19 protein-coding genes, 2 pseudogenes and 1 riboswitch are annotated in these 18,855 nt (G+C 36.8%); of the genes and pseudogenes, 17 read left to right on the top strand and 4 right to left on the bottom strand.

The window, feature by feature from the left end:
• Positions 1–19: 19 nt before the first annotated feature.
• Positions 20–1,129, bottom strand: coding sequence for a spore germination protein (locus LT143_RS01205; RefSeq protein ID WP_246938716.1), 1,110 nt, complete (start codon positions 1,127–1,129; stop codon positions 20–22).
• A 385-nt stretch (positions 1,130–1,514) separates the two neighbouring features.
• Between LT143_RS01205 and LT143_RS01200 the strand changes: the two genes are divergently transcribed.
• From LT143_RS01200 to LT143_RS01180, 6 genes and pseudogenes are all read left to right on the top strand, one after another.
• Positions 1,515–2,249 (top strand): GGDEF domain-containing protein, encoded by a 735-nt coding sequence (locus tag LT143_RS01200; RefSeq protein WP_246938715.1) that lies wholly within the window; start codon positions 1,515–1,517, stop codon positions 2,247–2,249.
• 295 nt (positions 2,250–2,544) lie between these two features.
• Positions 2,545–2,658, top strand: a complete 114-nt coding sequence (locus LT143_RS20665; RefSeq protein ID WP_418909786.1) for a peroxiredoxin family protein — start codon at positions 2,545–2,547, stop codon at positions 2,656–2,658.
• 15 nt (positions 2,659–2,673) lie between these two features.
• A pseudogene (locus LT143_RS20545) lies at positions 2,674–2,880 on the top strand (thioredoxin domain-containing protein); the annotation flags it as partial.
• A 9-nt stretch (positions 2,881–2,889) separates the two neighbouring features.
• Entirely contained in the window at positions 2,890–3,333 is a 444-nt protein-coding gene (locus LT143_RS01190; RefSeq protein WP_246939169.1) for a thioredoxin family protein, read from the top strand.
• 71 nt (positions 3,334–3,404) lie between these two features.
• Positions 3,405–3,887: a glycine/sarcosine/betaine reductase selenoprotein B family protein gene (locus tag LT143_RS01185; protein WP_246938714.1), complete on the top strand. Its 483-nt coding sequence runs from the start codon at positions 3,405–3,407 to the stop codon at positions 3,885–3,887.
• A gap of 3 nt (positions 3,888–3,890) precedes the next feature.
• Complete coding sequence (locus tag LT143_RS01180) at positions 3,891–4,154, top strand: hypothetical protein (RefSeq protein ID WP_246938713.1); 264 nt, start codon at positions 3,891–3,893, stop codon at positions 4,152–4,154.
• Between the two features lie 113 nt (positions 4,155–4,267).
• Here LT143_RS01180 and LT143_RS01175 read toward each other — a convergent pair.
• Both LT143_RS01175 and LT143_RS01170 read right to left on the bottom strand, forming a co-directional pair.
• Positions 4,268–4,561 (bottom strand): annotated as a pseudogene (locus LT143_RS01175) (hypothetical protein); the annotation flags it as partial.
• Between the two features lie 265 nt (positions 4,562–4,826).
• A complete protein-coding gene (locus LT143_RS01170) occupies positions 4,827–5,336 on the bottom strand; it encodes an antibiotic biosynthesis monooxygenase family protein (protein ID WP_246938712.1) in 510 nt (169 codons plus the stop codon).
• 199 nt (positions 5,337–5,535) lie between these two features.
• On the opposite strand from LT143_RS01170, the gene LT143_RS01165 reads away from it, so the two are divergent.
• The 3 genes from LT143_RS01165 (at position 5,536) to hemH (ending at position 9,903) form a co-directional block, all read left to right on the top strand.
• Complete coding sequence (locus LT143_RS01165; RefSeq protein ID WP_246938711.1) at positions 5,536–7,668, top strand: transglycosylase domain-containing protein; 2,133 nt, start codon at positions 5,536–5,538, stop codon at positions 7,666–7,668.
• 231 nt (positions 7,669–7,899) lie between these two features.
• Complete coding sequence (gene hemE / locus LT143_RS01160; protein WP_246938710.1) at positions 7,900–8,943, top strand: uroporphyrinogen decarboxylase; 1,044 nt, start codon at positions 7,900–7,902, stop codon at positions 8,941–8,943.
• Between the two features lie 21 nt (positions 8,944–8,964).
• Positions 8,965–9,903, top strand: coding sequence for a ferrochelatase (gene hemH / locus LT143_RS01155; RefSeq protein ID WP_246938709.1), 939 nt, complete (start codon positions 8,965–8,967; stop codon positions 9,901–9,903).
• A gap of 489 nt (positions 9,904–10,392) precedes the next feature.
• Here hemH and yhfH read toward each other — a convergent pair whose 3' ends face one another.
• Positions 10,393–10,524, bottom strand: coding sequence for a protein YhfH (gene yhfH / locus LT143_RS01150; RefSeq protein WP_246938708.1), 132 nt, complete (start codon positions 10,522–10,524; stop codon positions 10,393–10,395).
• A gap of 253 nt (positions 10,525–10,777) precedes the next feature.
• Here yhfH and LT143_RS01145 point away from each other — a divergent pair, with 253 nt between their 5' ends.
• The 8 genes from LT143_RS01145 to LT143_RS01110 all read left to right on the top strand — a co-directional run bounded on the left by LT143_RS01145 (position 10,778) and on the right by LT143_RS01110 (position 18,730).
• Entirely contained in the window at positions 10,778–11,512 is a 735-nt protein-coding gene (locus tag LT143_RS01145; protein WP_246938707.1) for an MBL fold metallo-hydrolase, read from the top strand.
• 148 nt (positions 11,513–11,660) lie between these two features.
• On the top strand, positions 11,661–13,214 hold the full coding sequence (locus tag LT143_RS01140; RefSeq protein WP_246938706.1) for a fatty acid--CoA ligase family protein: 1,554 nt from the start codon (positions 11,661–11,663) through the stop codon (positions 13,212–13,214).
• A gap of 393 nt (positions 13,215–13,607) precedes the next feature.
• Entirely contained in the window at positions 13,608–14,384 is a 777-nt protein-coding gene (locus LT143_RS01135; protein WP_246938705.1) for an enoyl-CoA hydratase-related protein, read from the top strand.
• A gap of 31 nt (positions 14,385–14,415) precedes the next feature.
• Entirely contained in the window at positions 14,416–15,075 is a 660-nt protein-coding gene (locus LT143_RS01130; protein WP_246938704.1) for a VOC family protein, read from the top strand.
• 162 nt (positions 15,076–15,237) lie between these two features.
• The gene (locus tag LT143_RS01125) at positions 15,238–15,951 is read left to right on the top strand and encodes an AzlC family ABC transporter permease (RefSeq protein WP_246938703.1); all 714 of its coding nucleotides are present in this window, start codon (positions 15,238–15,240) and stop codon (positions 15,949–15,951) included.
• A complete protein-coding gene (locus LT143_RS01120) occupies positions 15,941–16,246 on the top strand; it encodes an AzlD domain-containing protein (protein ID WP_246938702.1) in 306 nt (101 codons plus the stop codon). The genes LT143_RS01125 and LT143_RS01120 overlap by 11 nt, the downstream gene beginning before the upstream one ends.
• A gap of 103 nt (positions 16,247–16,349) precedes the next feature.
• Positions 16,350–16,451, top strand: a riboswitch (purine riboswitch).
• Positions 16,452–16,593: 142 nt separating this feature from the next.
• Positions 16,594–17,187, top strand: coding sequence for a xanthine phosphoribosyltransferase (locus LT143_RS01115; protein ID WP_246938701.1), 594 nt, complete (start codon positions 16,594–16,596; stop codon positions 17,185–17,187).
• 19 nt (positions 17,188–17,206) lie between these two features.
• Positions 17,207–18,730: an NCS2 family permease gene (locus tag LT143_RS01110; RefSeq protein ID WP_246938700.1), complete on the top strand. Its 1,524-nt coding sequence runs from the start codon at positions 17,207–17,209 to the stop codon at positions 18,728–18,730.
• Positions 18,731–18,855: the final 125 nt, after the last annotated feature.

Raw genomic sequence — 18,855 nt, 5'->3', positions numbered from 1 at the left:
TTTCTACTGATATACCCTTTTAATACTTATTTTTTCCTACTACTTTCACGGCAACTTGGATGGTCCCCATCTTAATGGAATTTTTTGTTTCCCTCTTGGCAGCTATAGCTAAAGCTAAATCAGTCGGAATCATCTCTGTATGAAACGTTGTAGCAGCTACATAAAATGATGGAATAATAATTGAGACGAAAAACGCAAATATACGAATCAACCGAATAAGATTTCCATACCAGAGACGAAGTGTCGTATCCTCTTGGGTGTGAAAAAAGGACCAAAACGTAACGGGTACAATCAAACACGCGGGGGAATTATCCATTAGTAAGACAACATGTCCTTCTAATAAAAAAGATACAGCCCGGTCAGGTCTTTCCGTATATAAAATGGAAGGGACTAATGAGTATGGACGATCTTCTAGTAATTGCTCTAGAATTCCAATGTTTTGTATACTATCACGGCTAATAGTATGTAACCTCTTTTTTACCTCTGCGATAATTTCTTCATTTGCTAAGTTAGAAATATACATAAGTGAAATAGGGTTAAAGGCTCGATCATCTAGTCTAATATTTTCTGTTACTAATTTTTCTTCACGGAGTTGTTTTCTTATTAGTGCTTTATTAACGGCAAGTGATTCAATGAAACCCTCGTTAGGTCCCTTTAGTACCAATTCATTTTGAGGTCTATCAACACTACGGTGCTCCATTTTGGGTGTGTCAAAGATGAGGGCTTCGACCACGCCATCTACTAATAAAATGGTGTCTCCATTAATAATTCGATCTCTGCACTCATGTAAGTTCTTGGCGAATTTTATGTTTCTTGTAGAAACATAATCTTTAATATATTGTAAAATATCATTTTGATTCACTTCTTTTTCATGTTGCATCAGAGGTTTTAACAAAATTTCTTCAATCATCTGAGAATCAACGATTCCATCCATAAATATAATAGCAGCGCTTTGATTAAAAGATTTGATCATGAACTCTCTAATAATTAAATCTTCATTTAAAGGTGCCATGAATATCTCTTTTATAAGGTGGAGATTTTCAGTAAGATCATCAGGTAGGATTTGATTACCTATCTCCGACTGTGGTTCATGCTTCTTATTTCTTAAGAGTGATTTGAGTATATTCACATTAGACCAACCTATTAAGCATAATTTACTGGTATTATGTACGATATGGCGGAAGATTATGTATAAAGGACCAACTAGTATGAAAGGGTTATTTAGGATTTTACATATTTCATAGATTTTATATTTTGTGTGGTTTTCTGAAAGAAAGGGGAGCCACGCGGTGTTTAAGGACTTGTTAATTAATTTAGGCCTTTGTGGTTACGTTTTTATCTATATCGGGACAGATATTTAAAAATAAGCCAATGAATGCTTCTTTTAGAAATCAGATTGTAGATGGACTAATTTTAGGTGTGTTAGGGATCACTTTAATCTTATTCTCACAGATACGACAATATTAGATTTGAGGAACTTTGCTGTTATAACAGCCGTGTTGTATGGAGGAATAATGAGTGGCGCCATTGCAAGTATCGTCATTGGTTCTGCCAGAGTCCTTATTTTTGGAGTAAATATATCATCTTTAACCGCGCTAGTAGTATTACTAGTACTTACAGTCATAAGCTTTTATATTTCCAAAAAGAATATCACCACTTTTAGAAAATTTATTTATATAAATGGTAGTAATATCGTCATTGTTTTCTTAGCTTTGTTCTTTTTAGTCAAGGATCCTCACAAACTATCAATAGTCTTAACTTACTACAGAGCAATAGCAATTCTAGGTGGATTTATAATCTATTATATTTCTGACTATGTAGTCCGTTCGAATGAGAACTTTAGAATATTAAAAGACTCTGCTGAGAGAGACTTCTTGACAGGCTTAAATAATGTAAGACAATTTGATTCCATTTGGAATACACATGTTACGAATGCTAAAGAGCGGAAAGAAAGATTATCAATCCTTCTAATTGATATTGATCATTTCAAGAACATCAACGATACTTATGGGCATCCAGTGGGGGACTTGGTATTAAAAGAGCTAGGGAATGTGTTGAAGCAAACAACAAGATCGTTTGATACAGTTTCTAGGAATGGGGGAGAAGAATTTTCTGTCATTTTACCAGATTGTCCTAATAAACAAGCAGTAGAAATTGCAGAGAGAATCCGTATCGCCGTTGCAAAACATGAATTTGAAATATCTTCCACAGAAAAGATTAATATTACTGTGTCAATTGGCGAGTGTTAATTGTTAGAAAAGAGCAACTCTCTAGATTTAAAGCACAGGACACTAAACTACCGAGAAAAAATTCGGCTTCCTTAGATTTTTACGAAAGCAACAATCTTTACGAATAGAGCCTTTTTATATCATTTTTATCAAAGACATCACCACAATCGTTGTTACAATCAACAAAAGACCTAAAAAGCATTCTATAATGGGCATACTACATAACTAATGTTACAGCAAGAAATTCATCTTATCCAAACAAATAGTTTGAAAATTTAATCATATCTTAGGTACACTATCTATAGGAGGTGCTTTTATGTTATTAACTGAAATAAAGAATGTAACGTTAACTGATTTAAATGGAGATCAAGTATCAGTCAGTGACTATAAAGGGAAAAATACCCTTATTTTTATGTGGGCATCGTGGTGAAGATGTCGTGAACAACTGCCAGGGTGGCAGAATTTTTATGACAAATTCAAAGAGCAAGATTTTGAGATTTTATCGGTTTCAGTAGATATCCAGGGCGCAGATATTGCAAAACCTTATGCATCGGATAAGAGTTTCACAACCGTTGTTGATTCAGAAAATATATTAGCCAATTTATTTGGATTCAAAATTGTCCCAAACGGTATCTTTATTGATAAACAAGGAACAATTCGTTTGATAAAACAAGGCTTTAGTGTTTCCAATCCGGAACATGTTGAAGCTGTTGAAAAATTAATATCTGGTGAAGTGGAACAAGTCGTCTTAGATGATGAATATTACAATCCAGGAAACAATGTAACTGATCTAGAGAAACTACTATCCCAAACAAAATTCAAACTTGGGATGGAGTATTCCAAGAATGGAAAGAAGGAAGAGTCCTTAAAAGAATTAGATGAAGCTCTCCTCCTTGATACGGATAATTTTCTAATTAGAAAGCAGCGTTGGTATATTCGACATCCTGAGAAATTTTCTCCCACTATAGATATTGAATGGCAACAGAAGCAATTAGAAAAAGAAAAGGCAGAAGAAGCACTCTTAAAGGATGGTTTAGACTGTGGTCCTGAAGGTTGCGTAATACCTGGAACAACAGCTAATAAGGAAATAAAAACTTTTAACTAAAACGTATAGAGGAACTGATCCTTTATACGTTTTTTAGATAGTTATGTAGGAAGTAAAGGGAGGGTTATATATTGTCAGATAAGATAGATAAACTGATTAAAGTAATAAGAGAAAAATGGGTTCCCGAGTTTCAATTACAATATGCTACTAATGCTCCTTGGACGCCTTTTACTAAAAAAATAACTGAATCAAAGGTGACCTTGATTTCTACAGCTGGTGTCTATGTAAAAGGGGAAACACCGTTTACAGATCATTATGGATTGGGGGATCCTTCATACCGAGAAATCCCTTTGGAAACACCATTATCACAACTTGATCACTTTCATGAACACTACGACCATACAAATGCTTATAAGGATATCAACTGCATTTTTCCAATAGAAAGGCTAAAGGAATTGGTTGATCAGAAATTTATAAAATCTTTAACACCCAATCATTATAGTTTTATGGGATATGTTCCGATTCCACATCCTCTAACAACACGTACCACACCAGACCTCGTAAAGAAGTTAGTCATGCAGGGCACAGATTTAGCCATCCTTGTTCCGACCTGACCATTGTGCCAACAAACGGCTGGTCTAGTCGCTAGAATTCTAGAAGAAAATCATATTCCTACAGTGACGTTAAACTTGTTTAAGGAATTAGCGGAAATAGTAAAGCCGCCTAGGACATTACATTTACGTTTTCCTTATGGAAGTCCTGTGGGGCAACCTAATCATAAAGAACAGCAATTAGCTGTCTTAAAAGAAGCATTCGACTTATTTTTAAGTCAAAATGAGCCAGGTGTTATTATTGATTCTACGATCAAATATAGGGACTGATTAAGAGTGCCAAGCTTCAGTTGAGATATTGCCAAGTTTTTAGAATAAAAGTGCCGTATCATCTTAAAGATACGGCACTTTTCATTTCCTAATTGAGTTTAAAATCAAAAACATCACATCGCCACAATCGTCGTCACAACCAACCCAATCGTAACCGGAAGCAAGTTCTTTCTCGCTAGCTCAAACGGGTCGACACCACAAATAGTAGAGGTAGGAATTAATGCCAATGGTACAAGCGTACCTCCATCGACCCAAATAGTGCAGTTTGACCTACTGCAATTAGTGTTGCAGCACCAGCACCGATTGTAGTTGAGAATAAGTCAGCGATTGAACCAGCTAAGGATATTCAAGAAAAACCTGATCCCATCTAAACCAGTAATAGATCTAACTCCAGTTAACGTAACAGCTGCACCAGTCCAATGATACAGACCAGTGTAGTATCCCGTCGCATTACCATAAATCCGATATTTAGAGCGATTTAACTATAAAGGAGATAACAACAGAAGTCAAAGAAGTTATATAGGAAGGGGTTAACGAAGTCAAACTCCTTAGAATATATCTTTTGTCACACTTTGTATTTCCATGGAAATATTCTTGGGGTATCGGTGACTCTGTTCGACAGTGATTTGCAAAGAAAAAGACATATTGGCTATCAATATGTCTAAACATCATTTATTTTGATCCTACAACTGTGTACTTTGTCACATAGGATGGTCTTGGGAATATCGGCTGTTGATCAACACCTTCTGATGTTCCGCGTTTTTTATGTGCGTGATCATAAGCTTTTGATGTTTGCCAGTTTAGGAAATCTTGTTCGCTATTCCATAAGGTTAAGATGATATATGTATCACTATTTAAAGGTCTTAACACGCGGATTGCAGCAAAACCAGGTTCACTTTCTACCATCCTTGCACGATTCTGAAATCGGTATTCAAATACCGGTCTTCCTTCTTCAGTAACAGGAATATTATTCAAAACGGCATAGCCCATATCAGGTAATTTTCCGGTTTGGTCAATTACTTCATATTCTCTCGCCTCATTAAAGATACTTTCATTATTTGTTTCATGTATCAATAAGACTTGCTCTTCTGAATCTTGTAGAATGAGTAGATTTTGTTCCTCATTGTTTTCTACAATCTTTTGTAAATAGTCTAAAGTTCCACTTGTCATATATATGTTCACCTAAAAACACCTCCTAGGATCTATTATATCGATTAGAAGTTTTTAAGTAAAATTAGGTGCATTTGGTAAAACATACATAAAAATGAATGTTTTATAAGATACTAATCTTATGTTAAGTGAATAAGTGGAAATCATGAAAAAAATGTCGAATTTAGTGTATGATGGAGAAGTAAGCATGAGACAAATGAGGTGACATACCATGAAACGTAAGCTGCTGATTGGAGCGATTGCGCTCGTTTCAACCATAATAGTCGGTGTTACAGGCTATTTTTTCATATTACTTGCTGGTAATAAAGTCATTGATGAGCAAAAATTAGTAATGGACTCCACTACAACATTAATAGATAAAAATGGGAGTGTTATTTCAAAGTTATATATTGAAGATCGAGATTTAGTAACCATTGATGAAATTCCTACACATGTACAAGAAGCCTTTATCTCTATTGAAGATGCGAGATTTTATGAACACCATGGTATTGATCTTAAAGCTATCTTCAGAGCCCTATATAAAGACTTAATTGCGGGAAGTAAAGTGGAGGGTGGAAGCACCATCACTCAGCAGTTAGCGAAGAATGTTTTTTTGTCTAATGAGAAAACATGGCTGAGAAAAACGAAAGAAGCAATAATATCAATTAATTTAGAGAGAAAGTATAGTAAAAAGAAACTTTTAGAGATGTATTTAAATCAAATATATTTTGGACATGGTGCATACGGAATTGAAACGGCTGCGAAATTATATTTTAATAAATCAGTTTCTGAGTTAACACTCGAAGAAGGAGCGTTATTAGCAGGTATTCCGAAAAGCCCAACTAATTATTCTCCTATAAATAACCTAGAAAATAGTACAAAACGCCGGAACTTAGTGATTAATATGATGGATAAAAAAGGGTATATTAGCGCAGAAGAAGCGGTACGTGCAAAAGGAAAGGTTATTTCATTGCAGGTAAATGAATATGCGAAGAACCCTGCTTTTTCCACTTACATTGATATGGTAATGGATGAAGCGAAAGTACGATTTAACCTTTCAAATGAAGAACTCATGACAGGTGGTTACACCATTACAGTTCCTATTAATTTACAAATTCAACAGGTTGCTTATGAATTATTTAAGAAGGAAGAATATTTTCCGGGTACCGATGATACCGTTGAGGGTTCCTTTATATTAATGGATGCAAAAGACGGTGGGGTACTTGCTGTAATTGGTGGAAGGAATTATGTTCATAAAGGAATTAATCGAGCTGTAGTAAAGCGTCAGCCTGGTTCTACTTTAAAGCCATTAGCTGTGTATGGACCTGCTCTAGAAGAAACGGACTATCATCCGTATTCGATGCTTGTCGATCAAAAGTTAAGCTATGGTGATTATTCTCCTGAGAATTATAGTGGTGTTTATAAAGGAAAGATTTCTATGTACGAAGCGTTAACTAGCTCAGCTAATGCTCCAGCAGTATGGTTGTTGGATAATATTGGTATTGAAGTAGGGAAGAAATACGTTGATAAGGTTGGTATATCTCTCACCGACAATGGGTTAGCCATTGCATTAGGAGGATTAGAAAAAGGCATATCTCCACTAGAAATGACAAAAGCCTACCGTGCTTTTGCAAAGGAAGGAAAAGTAGTTGATCCTTTCTTTATTCAAAAGATGGTCAACCAAAGTGGTGAAGTCATTGTCTCAACAGAAATTGTTGAACAAGAGGTCTTCTCTCCTCAAACTGCATGGTATGTAACGAGAATGTTAGAAGCGGTAGTAGAAGAAGGAACGGCTCAAGCGGGACAGTATGGAGGCAGTCTAGCGGGGAAAACAGGTACTACTTCTTATACAAATGTATCTGGTGCCTCACGTGATGCTTGGTTTGTAGGTTATACTCCTGATGTGGTGGGAGCATTGTGGATGGGATACGATACAACCAATGACGAGCATTATTTAACAAAAGGTAGTTCTTACCCAACGAAGCTTTTTAAAAAGATTCTTGCATCTTCAGAGCTAGATCAAACTGCAAGTTTTATTGCTCCCACTGGTGTTTCTGAACTAGAAAAGCCGATTGTAATGCCAAAGGAGACGAATCTCTCTGCTCATCTAACCTTTAAGGCTTTTGGTTTATTTACCGTTCAGCTTGAATGGAATCATGCAGAAGATCAAAGAGTAGTTTATCAGATCTATGAAAAGAAAGATGAAGAGTGGAACAAAATTGGTGAAGTGACAGGGGAAGGTAATTTTGATGTGGAAAACGTGAATATATTTAATCTCCCTGAATTATTCGTCGTCCCTTATAATCCACAAACAGAAGAGACTGGAACCCCATCAAATGTCGTTACCACAAGATTTGGATCATAGCCTCTTAGATAGTAAGAGGCTCTATTTTTTAGTGTTTACTTCCCAAAAGCAAAGGGAAAACCTTTTAAAATATCAACAATTAAGCTTTATGAAATAAAAAGTTCAAGAAAATCTTGACTTTTTTATGAAAAGTCCATTCAATGACTACACAAATTTAATAAATGTTGTATAGTAAAGTGGGTTAATAGAAAAATAACGGATAGATTAGTCAGATGTGGAAGGTGTGGAAAGATGGCAATTACAACATTCAATGATACATACTTAAAAGCCTGTAGAGGGGAACAAACAGATCATGTACCAGTGTGGTATATGAGACAAGCAGGGAGATCTCAGCCTGAATATAGAAAAATTAAGGAGAAGTATTCTCTTTTTGAAATTACACATCAACCAGAGCTTTGTGCTTATGTTACAAGGCTACCAGTAGAGCAATATAATGTTGATGCGGCAATTCTTTACAAAGATATTATGTCTCCATTACCTGCAATCGGGGTGGATGTTGATATTAAAGCAGGAATTGGACCAGTTATAGCTAACCCCATTCGATCATTAGCTGATGTTGAGAAGCTAGGTGAAATTCACCCAGAGCAAGATGTTCCTTATGTATTAGACACCATTAAATTATTAACGCAAGAGCAGCTTTCTGTTCCGTTAATTGGCTTTGCAGGTGCACCTTTTACGCTTGCTAGCTATATGATTGAAGGTGGTCCTTCAAAAGGGTACCATAAGACAAAGGCGTTTATGTATGCTGAAAGTAAAGCTTGGTTCTTAATGATGGATAAATTAGCAGATATGACGATTACATATGCTAAATCTCAAATTCGAGCTGGAGCAAAGGCATTCCAAATTTTTGATTCATGGGTTGGGCAATTGAATGTTGAAGATTATCGTACATTTATTAAACCAACGATGGAAAAAATCTTTAGTGCTCTTAGAGAAGAAAATGTGCCATTAATTATGTTTGGAGTGGGAGCAAGCCACTTAGTGAATGAATGGCATGATCTACCTTTAGATGTAGTGGGATTAGATTGGCGTATTCAAATTAATGAGGCTCGTGCAAAGGGAATCACAAAACCTGTCATGGGGAACTTAGATCCTTCTGTATTACTTGCACCATGGGATGTTATAGAAGACCGTGTGAAAAATATTTTAGATCAAGGAATGAGTCAGCCTGGTTATATTTTTAATTTAGGACATGGCGTTTTTCCTGAAGTAAATGTAGAAACATTAAAGAAGCTTACTGCATTTGTACATGAGTATAGCTTATCAAAAAAGTAATAGGGAAGAGGGACATTTAACATGAAGAAAAAAATGGGTTTATTAGTGATGGCCTATGGAACTCCTTATAAAGAAGAAGACATAGAGCGTTATTATACACATATTCGTCATGGAAGAAAGCCATCACCTGAGAGTTTAGAGGATTTAAAAGGACGTTATGAAGCGATTGGTGGAATTTCACCTTTAGCTAAAATCACACTTGAGCAAGCAGAGGCTTTAGAGAAGCATTTAAATAATATCCAAGATGATATTGAATTCAAAATGTATTTAGGGCTAAAGCATATTGAACCATTTGTAGAGGATGCTGTCCAACAAATGAAGGACGATGGAATTGAAGAGGCTGTGAGTATTGTACTCGCTCCACACTATTCAACTTTTAGTATTAAGTCATACAATGGTCGAGCTAAAGAAGAATCCGAGAAAATTGGTGGGCCTACGATCTATAGTGTGGAAAGCTGGTATGATGAGCCGAAATTCATTCAGTACTGGGTTGATCAATTAAAAGAGACATATGCAAGCATGACGGAAGAAGAACGTAATCATGCGGTATTAATTGTGTCTGCACACAGTCTTCCAGAGAAGATTATTGCTGCTGGAGATCCATATCCAAACCAATTACAAGAAACGGCAGATTTAATTGCGAAGCAAGCAGGCATCTCTAGTTATGAAGTGGGTTGGCAAAGTGCTGGTAATACTCCAGAACCATGGATCGGACCAGATGTTCAAGACTTAACACGTGATTTATATGAAGCAAAGCAATATAAAGCTTTTGTTTATATTCCTGTTGGATTTGTGGCAGATCACTTAGAAGTATTGTTTGATAATGATATTGAATGTAAAGTAGTGACAGATGAGCTTGGTGTAAGTTACTATCGTCCAGAGATGCCAAATGCTAAGCCGGAGTTTATCGACGCAATGGCAACAGTTGTATTAGAAACACTTTCTAGTAAAGTTAAGTAAATACAGATGAAAACCTCCTATTAGCGGGAGGTTTTTTACGTCACTAGAAATCTTTCGAGATACTGTTTATTTTCACTTAGCCTGCAAACACTAACCGTGAACCCTAGGTGAATCAGTCAAAAGTTTATTTTACAATTGAGATCTGTATCAATGGATGCAGATCTTTTTTATGGTCTTTTTAAACAAAAGGCTATGTTAAAGTACAGTGTTGATTTTAGCAGAGTTGATTGAAGTGGAAGGACGCGAGACTCCTGTGGGAGAGCGGATTGCGGACAAAGGAAGTTCACTTTGTCCTTGTAGACCCCGCAGGCACGTTTTTTGCCGAGGAGTGGGATTTTTCACGATAGAGAAAATATCCTTCATTTACTGCCCACGGAAAGCGAGTGTTCTGGAACGAAAATCAACAACAAGATTAAACAGAGCCAAACAAAAAACCCCTTAGACAAGCTCTAAGGGGAGAAGGTTTGGTTTTAAATAAGAGTAGGACAATTAATCACCAATTTTTATACAGTTTTCACAATGATTCATATAACACTCATGCTGCTCATTAATTTCCTTACCACATTCCATACACTGTTTAGGTGGAAGGTTTTTAAAAAATTCTGTACTTTTGATTAACATGTCGCATACCCCCTCGGTTTTGTTATACTTATTGTATTATAACAACGGGTGTTAAGTCAATATCTGTTTTGTAACAGTTTTAAATTTGTGCGAATGCCTATGGATCGACGCTTTCTTATAAGATATTGATACTATTCATTAATTTATCTTAAGCTAAGCTCTCTTTTATACTGTAAAAGCCTTATAGTATGGTTAGGAGAAAGAGTAAATAGTAAAGCTATATGTGATGACTAATAAATAGGAGGTTTTTACAATGAAAGTTACTGTTATCGGGTTTTGGGGTGGCTATCCAGCTAGGAACGAAGCAACTTCTGGGTATTTGATTGAAGAGGATGGATTTAGGCTTCTTGTTGACTGTGGTAGCAGTGTTGTATCACAGCTACAAAATTATATAAATCCAGAAGCTATTAATGCCGTTATCCTCTCACATTACCATCACGATCATGTGTGCGATATTGGAACTCTTCAATATGCAAGGTTAATAAAAGGGTACTTGGGAATGGAACTTCCAGCTCTACCAGTCTACGGTCACGCTGAAGACAAAAATGGTTTTAGCTCGTTAACTTATAAAGGTGTAATGAAGGGTATTGAATATAACCCAAATGCGTCTTTAACTGTTGGACCTTTTACGATCACGTTCTTGAAAACTCAACATCCAGCTCCTTGCTATGCCATGAGAATAGAAACAGAGAAAGCCAGTGTTGTATATACTGCAGATACTTCCTATTTTGATGAGATGGTTCATTTTTCAATGAAGGCAGACTTGTTAATTTGTGAATGTAACTTATATAAAGGGATGGATGGGCGTAGTGCCGGTCATATGACTAGTACAGAGGCAGGTATGTTAGCTACGAAAGCAGACGTGGGCGAGCTGTTATTAACACATCTTCCTCACTTTGGGAACCATCAAGACTTAATACATCAGGCAAATGAAACGTATACCGGAACCACTCAATTAGCTAAATCGGGATATATATGGACTAAATAAGTATTGCACAATAATCTTTTTTACTTTATTTTGGAAAAATTCCCTTAATTCTATAAAATCCTCCTTGAAGTAAACGTTTTCATGCAATATAATTATGATGATGGTAAAATGAGTGACCATTCATTCATATACACGAAGGGGGAACTATATGAATATAAGTAGTAAGTTACGAGAAAATGCTAACAAATTTGGGGAAAAACCTGCTTATTATTTTCTGAATACTCAAAGTTCATATGTAGAGCTTGATGCGACCGTTTCAAAGTTTGCGGATGCCTTAACGAACATGGGAATTAAAAAAGGAGACCATGTAGGCCTATTATTAGGAAACAGCCCGCATTTTGTCATTGCTTTATATGGAGCTTTACGAGCCGGCGCCACTGTCATTCCGATTAATCCAATTTACACACCAGAAGAGATTGGCTATATCTTAAACAATGGAGATGTAAAAGTTGTCGTAGGATTAGATTTGTTAATCCCTCTATTTGAAAAGATGAATGCTTTCCTTCCAAAGGTAGAGCAAGTCATTTACGTTGACACTCCAAAAGAAGAGGGACAAGAAGTACAAGATCTTACTCAATTATCCGTTTATTCAAAATTACAATCATTTACTAATTTTGTATCTACAGGTAGTCACTCTTATCAAGGACCAGAGCTTGATGATGAAGATGTTGCTGTTATACTTTATACATCAGGTACAACTGGAAAGCCTAAAGGTGCTATGCTTACCCACAAAAATATCTACAGCAACGCGAAAGACACCGCAGACTATTTAAAGATTAATGATACCGATCGTGTCATTGCAACCCTACCTATGTTTCATGTTTTCTGTTTAACAGTAGCTTTAAATGCTCCATTACTTAATGGTTCAACCGTAATTATTGTACCTAGATTTAGTCCTGGAGATATATTTACCATTACCAAACAGTTGGAAGCAACCGTCTTTGCAGGTGTACCAACGATGTATAATTTTCTTGTACAGTACCCAGAAGGAAATGCTGAGGATCTTAAATCTCTAAGATTATGCATCTCTGGTGGTGCTTCTATGCCAGTAGCTCTTTTGAAATCATTTGAAAATAAGTTTCAAGTGGTTGTTTCTGAAGGCTATGGTCTTTCTGAAGCGGCACCTGTTACCTGCTTTAATCCATTAGATCGACCAAGAAAACCAGGTTCCATCGGTCAAAGTATTGTAAATGTTGAAAATAAAGTAGTAAATGAACTAGGAGATGAAGTACCAGTCGGTGAGGTTGGCGAGCTCATTGTTCGTGGACCAAATGTGATGAAAGGGTACTATAAGCTTCCAGAAGATACAGCCCACACGATCCGTGATGGCTGGTTATATACCGGAGACCTGGCTAAAATGGATGATGAAGAATACTTCTACATTGTGGATCGAAAAAAGGATATGATTATTGTTGGTGGTTACAATGTGTATCCACGTGAAGTAGAAGAAGTTCTTTATGCTCATCCTTCTGTTTTGGAGGTTGCTGTTATCGGATTGCCAGACGAGAATTTCGGAGAAGCAGTTAAAGCCTTTGTTGTAACAAAAGAGCCAGTAACGGTAGAAAATCTTCTAGACTACTGTAAAGACCATCTTGCAAAATACAAGATTCCTAGTTCAATAGAGTTTTTAGAAGAATTACCTAAGAATACAACTGGAAAAATTTTAAGAAGATCTCTTAAAGATAAAGTGTTACATGCATAATAATTACAAAAATCGGCTACTTTAGGCCGATTTTTTATTTGTATGTAACTGGGAGGAATCAAATAAATTTTAGCGAAGTATTTATTAAATAGGCTCTTTTCTAAAACTTTGTTGATTTTCAATCTTATATTTCAGCAATTTCTTCATACTTAATACGATTAAACTGATTTTTAAAAGATTAGAAAAGAGCAACTCTCTAAATCTAAAGCAAAGACTTTGTACTACCTAGTAAAAATACGGCTTTTGGGATTTTTACGAAAGCAACAATCTATATGAAAACACTCTTAAAGTGAAATGAAAGCGTTTTTACACTCTAACTAGAGCGTAACGAGTGAAACAAATTACTAAGTCTTAATCAATTAGTATTTATGCCAAATTGAAAGGAGCCCAATCATGGAGCTTGTACTTGCTAAAATTGAAAATAACGTGGCATTTGTCACTCTTAATCGTCCTGAAAGTCTAAACAGCTTTAACTATGATACCCTATGTGAGTTAGAGGCTGTCGTTGAAGAAATTAGATTAAACCCAGAAGTGCGAGTCGTCATTTTTACAGGAGCAGGAGATCAATCATTTAGTGTTGGAGCTGATTTAAAGGAAAGAAAAACATTAACGACTCAGCAGGTCAAACGAAATCTAAATAAAATTAATCAGGTTTTTACCGCCATTGATCAATTACCACAACCTACGATTGCAGCGATGAATGGATTTGCTTTTGGTGGGGGGATGGAATTAGCCTTGTCTTGTGATTTTCGAATAGCATCCAGGAGTGCACTTATGGGACTAACAGAAACAAGTCTCGCGATTATTCCAGGAGCAGGTGGAACACAGAGATTACCTAGAATCATTGGGGAATCTAGAGCATTAGAGTTAATCTTAACTGCAAAAAGAATGGATGCAGAGCTGGCCTTTCAATACGGATTGTTATTAAAGGTGGTAGAGCCTGAGCAGCTACTAGATGAAGCCATATCCTTTGCTGGTGAGATGACGAAAAATGGACCTATTGCACTTCAACAAGCAAAATTCGCAATCAAGCAAGGGATGAATGTAGACCTTCAAACAGGACTTCAACTCGAACGAAAAGCGTACGAAGTAACCATTCCTACTGAAGATCGGATCGAAGCACTCGAGGCATTTAGTGAAAAAAGAAAGCCTGTTTTCAGAGGGAAGTAGGAGATTCGTAAAGGCTTGGCTAGCTTATTTAATGGCTGTGTTAAAGTACAGTGTTGATTTTTTAGCAGAGTTGATTGAAGTGGAAGGACGCGAGACTCCTGTGGGAGAGCGGGTCGCGGACAAAGGAAGTTCACTTTGTCCTTATAGACCCCGCAGGCACGGTTTTTGCCGAGGAGTGGGATTTTTCACGATAGAGAAAATATCCTTCATTTACTGCCCACGGAAAGCGAGTGTTCTGGAACGAAAAGCAACAATAAGGTTTACAGAGCCTTATTTAATAAAATGGAGGATCGTACAAATGACCATTTCTTCAAATGTGTCACCGATTAAAAATGAATTAAGTGCTGTGTTTATCCATGTTACAGATTTAAAAAGAGCAGTAGAATGGTACAGTACTGTTTTAGGATTGCCTTATGACCTTACAAAGGTCGAGTCCCCTGTGTACAATATCCCAGTTACTAGTTCAACGGGTTTAACCTTAGATGATCATACATTTGACCCAGGATACATACATCAACCAAGTCCGAATCCAATCGCAAACTTTAAAGTGGATCATATCGATGAGGCTTACCAATTTATAAGAAGCCAAAATATCGAGATAGTTAGAGAGATCGAAAGAATTGGTGAACACTTTGCCTGGTTTAATTTTAAAGATCCAGATGGAAATGTACAAATGGCCTGCACTTGTTAAAATCGTGGAGAAGAATACCTTAATCTAATGGATTGAGGTATTTTTTTTTGAATACCCACAACAACCCCCATCTCCCCTAACAGATTTTTTCATTGCAAAAAGGAATAGGATAATAGAAAATAAGAATACATTTTAAGAGGATAAGTGAAAGGGGTAAAAATGTTGGGAGCGACAGCAATTGAGAAAAAGCCATCACCGTTTACATATGGCTTACAAGCAGGAATCAGTATTGGTATAGGGTATATGCCAATCGCGTTAACATTTGGACTTTTAGCGAAGGCAACTGGTATCACCGTGACAGAGACTTTTTTAATGAGCTTGCTCGTGTTTGCCGGTGCTTCACAATATATTGCACTGAGCCTAATCTCATTAGGGACAGGGGCCTTTGAGATAATACTAACTACTTTTATCGTCAATATTAGACACTTTCTCATGAGTGCCTCTTTGTATGAAAAACTAGAAGATGCCCCTAAACCGATAAAGGCTATATATTCTTTTGGGATTACGGATGAGACGTTTTCGGTTGTGGCAACAAGAGAAGGAAAAATATCAACAGGCTTTATGTTTGGGGTCATCTCCGTTTCTTATGGAAGCTGGGTTATTAACTCTGTCATAGGCTATCTAATTGGATCAAGTTTGCCTAGCAGGTTACAGGAAAGTATGGGAATTGCTCTTTATGCGATGTTCGTAGCTTTACTCGTTCCTTCTCTAAAAAAGCAACGTAAAGTTGTGTACTTAGCAGGAGCTGCAGCGGTTCTTAATAGTATCTTTTATCTCTTCATGGCACCTGGGTGGGCCATTGTAAGTTCAACATTACTATCATCAGTGTTAGTAGAAGTAGTTGTCGGAAGAAAGGTGAAACAGCATGGATCATAGTATTATCCTTATGATTATTGGAATGGCAATCGTCACATATATTCCTAGAATGATTCCACTCGTATCTTTAGGAGGAAAGGAACTCCATCCATTTTTACAAGGGGTCCTAAAAAATGTTCCGTTTGCGACATTAGGTGCCCTCATTGTTCCAGGTATCTTTCTAATAAGTGAGGATCCATGGTTTGGGATTATTGGTGCGGTCATTGCTTTTGGCATTGCCTATTTTGGAGCAAATGTTATTGTCGTTGTCCTAGGGACCATCGCCGTACTAACTTGTTACTCGGTATTTGTATAACGCTAAAAACGAACTTATAGTATATTCAAGAAATTTTTATTCGGAAAAAACAGTTTTAGGGTTCCTTTTTTATTTAATATCATATATAATCACATTCATACACGAACAATTTAATAAAAACACTTGTATAATCGTGGGGATATGGCCCACAAGTTTCTACCTGGTTACCGTAAATGACTTGACTACAAGTGATATCTTACAATAGTTATCTATTCATTCAGACTATACTTATCTATTTTTCTAGTTAGTCATAAATGAACCATGAAAAGCCGAATGGTAAGCAATCACTTTTTTAGTCTTAGTGATTTCTGTCATTCGGCTTTTTGCTTTTGAAGGAGGACTTTATATTGGAACAGTTAATAACGGCCATACAAGAAAGAGGTACAGTTCTATCAGACGGTGTACTCAAGGTTGATTCTTTCTTGAATCATCAATTGGACACGGATCTAATGATAAACATTGGTAAAGAGTTTGCTACTAGATTTCGTGACGGTAACATTACTAGAGTGTTAACGATTGAATCTTCTGGCATTGCTCCTAGCCTTATTGCTGCACATGAATTAGAAGTTCCACTCGTGTTTGCAAGAAAGAAGAAATCTCTTACGATGAATAACGATGTGTACACAAGTAGCGTTTATTCATTCACTAAGCAAGAATCAAATGATATTACGGTTTCAAAGAATTTTCTTACATCTAATGATCACGTGTTAATTATTGATGATTTCCTTGCAAATGGACAGGCTGCCCTTGGTTTAATTGACCTTGTCGAGCAGGCTGGAGCAAGCATTGCAGGAATTGGAATTGTTATTGAAAAATCGTTTCAAGATGGTAGAGCAAAACTAGAAGAGGCAGGATTTCGTGTTGAGTCATTAGCCCGTATTCAGTCACTACAAAACGGAAAAGTTACATTTTTACCAGAACCTGTGCTACAAAATACATAATTGATAGGGGTTAACCAACATGAATAAAGCCGTACACTATCCTTTGTACAAAAAAGAGGACACTGACGCATTCTTTGCACTCTTTCAAAATAACTTAGCAAATTTTGTTATTATAGCTGTTACTATGCTTGGTATGGGCTTTCCAACAAGTATTGTTTTTGGAAAAGTAATTCCTGGTGCAGCAGTAGCAGTGATGGTTGGAAACTTGTATTATGCTCATATGGCAAAACGTCTGGCCAAGAAAGAAGGTAGGGTTGATGTTACCGCTCTTTCATACGGTATAAGTACGCCTGTTATGTTCGTATTCTTATTTGGTGTTCTTGCACCTGCCAAAGCACTTACTAATGATCCAGAGCTAGCTTGGAAAATTGCTGTAGCGGCCGCATTTCTAAGTGGTCTGATTGAGGCAATAGTAAGTATCACTGGGAATTGGGTCCGCAACCATATTCCAAGAGCAGCTATGCTAGGAGCACTGGCTGGTGTGGCATTAACATTCATTGCTGGTGAAATGTTATTTAATACGTTTTCAATTCCAGTTGTTGGGTTAGTTACGCTTGTAATTATTATTGTTGGTATTGTTGGTAAATTGACCATGCCGTTTAAAATCCCAACTGCTTTGTTTGCTATTTTAATGGGTACTATTTTAGCTTTTAGCCTTGGTCACCAATCAACTGATAAACTAGTGGAAGGATTAAATAATGTTGGATTTTATCCACTCTTACCTACTCTCGCTGGATTAGAAGGAATGACTTATTTATTTGGAGCTTTAATTGGATTACTAGCAGTGGTCTTACCTATCACGCTATATAATGCAATTGAAACGATGAATAACGTAGAGGCTATGGCTGCAGCAGGTGACTCCTATGATGTCCGCGAATGTCAAGCAGTAGACGGAGTGGGGACGATGCTCGGGGCTGTGTTTGGTGGTTTATTCCCGACAACAGTATATATTGCTACGGTTGGATCTAAAATGATGGGAGCTGGACGTGGTTACAGTATTCTAAATGCGATCGTTTTCGGACTAGCAGCGATGACAGGTATGATTGCGGTCCTTGCAGCGGTAATTCCTATTGCAGCAGTCGCTCCAATTTTAGTATTCGTGGGTATTTCTATGGTATCTACAGCTTTTCAATCTAATGAAAACAAGTATTACCCTGCCGTAGCTCTAGCGATGCTTCCGTACTTAGCTAACTATGTAATGACACGTTTTAATAATGCGGCTGGTGAAGTGGTATCCAAGATCTCTGAAGGTATCGTGCCACTCGGTCAAGGAGCAATGTTTACAGCAATTGTCCTTGGTTCCATAACGGTCTTTATTATTGATAAACAATATGTAAAAGCAAGTATCTTTTCATTGGTAGGTGCATTCCTTTCATTTGTTGGTTTCATGCATGCACCAAAGCTTGCGCTTAATGCAGCTCCACAATATTCACTGGCATATTTACTAGTAGCAATCTTTTTAGTGTACTGTGCCTATCAACATGCTAACGCAGCAGTGAAAAGCGATCATAGCATATCAGTTGGTCAAAAGGTTGCATCATAATTATTATGGTTTAGTCGAGAGGGAACTTCTTTGAATAGGAGTTCCCTTCTTGTATGTTTAAGGATATTGAGTTTTTCTAATTAAAAATGTAACATGGCATAATCAGACAAACAGTTCTATTTCTT

It is taken from the genome of Bacillus pinisoli, from assembly GCF_023036475.1.
GTDB lineage: Bacteria > Bacillota > Bacilli > Bacillales > SA4 > Bacillus_BS > Bacillus_BS pinisoli.
Note: the sequence above shows the minus strand (reverse complement) of the source record. Positions and strands in the feature narration are given on the sequence as shown.

What these genes read in the sequence shown, in the direction of transcription:
- LT143_RS01200 (WP_246938715.1), top strand. Translation starts at nt 1,515, where the DNA reads ATGAGTGGCGCCATTGCAAGTATCGTCATTGGTTCTGCCAGAGTCCTT.
- LT143_RS20665 (WP_418909786.1), top strand. Translation starts at nt 2,545, where the DNA reads ATGTTATTAACTGAAATAAAGAATGTAACGTTAACTGATTTAAATGGA.
- LT143_RS01165 (WP_246938711.1), top strand. Translation starts at nt 5,536, where the DNA reads ATGAAACGTAAGCTGCTGATTGGAGCGATTGCGCTCGTTTCAACCATA.
- hemE (WP_246938710.1), top strand. Translation starts at nt 7,900, where the DNA reads ATGGCAATTACAACATTCAATGATACATACTTAAAAGCCTGTAGAGGG.
- hemH (WP_246938709.1), top strand. Translation starts at nt 8,965, where the DNA reads ATGAAGAAAAAAATGGGTTTATTAGTGATGGCCTATGGAACTCCTTAT.
- yhfH (WP_246938708.1), bottom strand. Translation starts at nt 10,524, where the DNA reads ATGTTAATCAAAAGTACAGAATTTTTTAAAAACCTTCCACCTAAACAG.
- LT143_RS01145 (WP_246938707.1), top strand. Translation starts at nt 10,778, where the DNA reads ATGAAAGTTACTGTTATCGGGTTTTGGGGTGGCTATCCAGCTAGGAAC.
- LT143_RS01140 (WP_246938706.1), top strand. Translation starts at nt 11,661, where the DNA reads ATGAATATAAGTAGTAAGTTACGAGAAAATGCTAACAAATTTGGGGAA.
- LT143_RS01135 (WP_246938705.1), top strand. Translation starts at nt 13,608, where the DNA reads ATGGAGCTTGTACTTGCTAAAATTGAAAATAACGTGGCATTTGTCACT.
- LT143_RS01130 (WP_246938704.1), top strand. Translation starts at nt 14,416, where the DNA reads ATGGCTGTGTTAAAGTACAGTGTTGATTTTTTAGCAGAGTTGATTGAA.
- LT143_RS01120 (WP_246938702.1), top strand. Translation starts at nt 15,941, where the DNA reads ATGGATCATAGTATTATCCTTATGATTATTGGAATGGCAATCGTCACA.
- LT143_RS01110 (WP_246938700.1), top strand. Translation starts at nt 17,207, where the DNA reads ATGAATAAAGCCGTACACTATCCTTTGTACAAAAAAGAGGACACTGAC.